Origin of the sequence: Tautonia sociabilis, assembly GCF_003977685.1 — a bacterium.
GTDB classification, from domain to species: domain Bacteria; phylum Planctomycetota; class Planctomycetia; order Isosphaerales; family Isosphaeraceae; genus Tautonia; species Tautonia sociabilis.
Window position 1 is genome coordinate 1 of sequence record NZ_RYZH01000124.1, and the last position, 1004, is coordinate 1004.

General features: G+C 47.1%; 1 protein-coding gene. It reads left to right on the top strand.

Annotated features, from left to right (window positions below; translation table 11 throughout):
- Nucleotides 1-119: 119 nt before the first annotated feature.
- On the top strand, nucleotides 120-980 hold the full coding sequence (locus TsocGM_RS25625) for a broad-spectrum class A beta-lactamase TEM-116 (protein WP_000027050.1): 861 nt from the start codon (nucleotides 120-122) through the stop codon (nucleotides 978-980).
- Nucleotides 981-1004: the final 24 nt, after the last annotated feature.

A 1004-nucleotide genomic window follows, 5' to 3' on the forward strand; every position in this document is an offset into this window, starting at 1 on the left:
CTAGAGGAAATGTGCGCGGAACCCCTATTTGTTTATTTTTCTAAATACATTCAAATATGTATCCGCTCATGAGACAATAACCCTGATAAATGCTTCAATAATATTGAAAAAGGAAGAGTATGAGTATTCAACATTTCCGTGTCGCCCTTATTCCCTTTTTTGCGGCATTTTGCCTTCCTGTTTTTGCTCACCCAGAAACGCTGGTGAAAGTAAAAGATGCTGAAGATCAGTTGGGTGCACGAGTGGGTTACATCGAACTGGATCTCAACAGCGGTAAGATCCTTGAGAGTTTTCGCCCCGAAGAACGTTTTCCAATGATGAGCACTTTTAAAGTTCTGCTATGTGGCGCGGTATTATCCCGTATTGACGCCGGGCAAGAGCAACTCGGTCGCCGCATACACTATTCTCAGAATGACTTGGTTGAGTACTCACCAGTCACAGAAAAGCATCTTACGGATGGCATGACAGTAAGAGAATTATGCAGTGCTGCCATAACCATGAGTGATAACACTGCGGCCAACTTACTTCTGACAACGATCGGAGGACCGAAGGAGCTAACCGCTTTTTTGCACAACATGGGGGATCATGTAACTCGCCTTGATCGTTGGGAACCGGAGCTGAATGAAGCCATACCAAACGACGAGCGTGACACCACGATGCCTGTAGCAATGGCAACAACGTTGCGCAAACTATTAACTGGCGAACTACTTACTCTAGCTTCCCGGCAACAATTAATAGACTGGATGGAGGCGGATAAAGTTGCAGGACCACTTCTGCGCTCGGCCCTTCCGGCTGGCTGGTTTATTGCTGATAAATCTGGAGCCGGTGAGCGTGGGTCTCGCGGTATCATTGCAGCACTGGGGCCAGATGGTAAGCCCTCCCGTATCGTAGTTATCTACACGACGGGGAGTCAGGCAACTATGGATGAACGAAATAGACAGATCGCTGAGATAGGTGCCTCACTGATTAAGCATTGGTAACTGTCAGACCAAGTTTACTTCTAG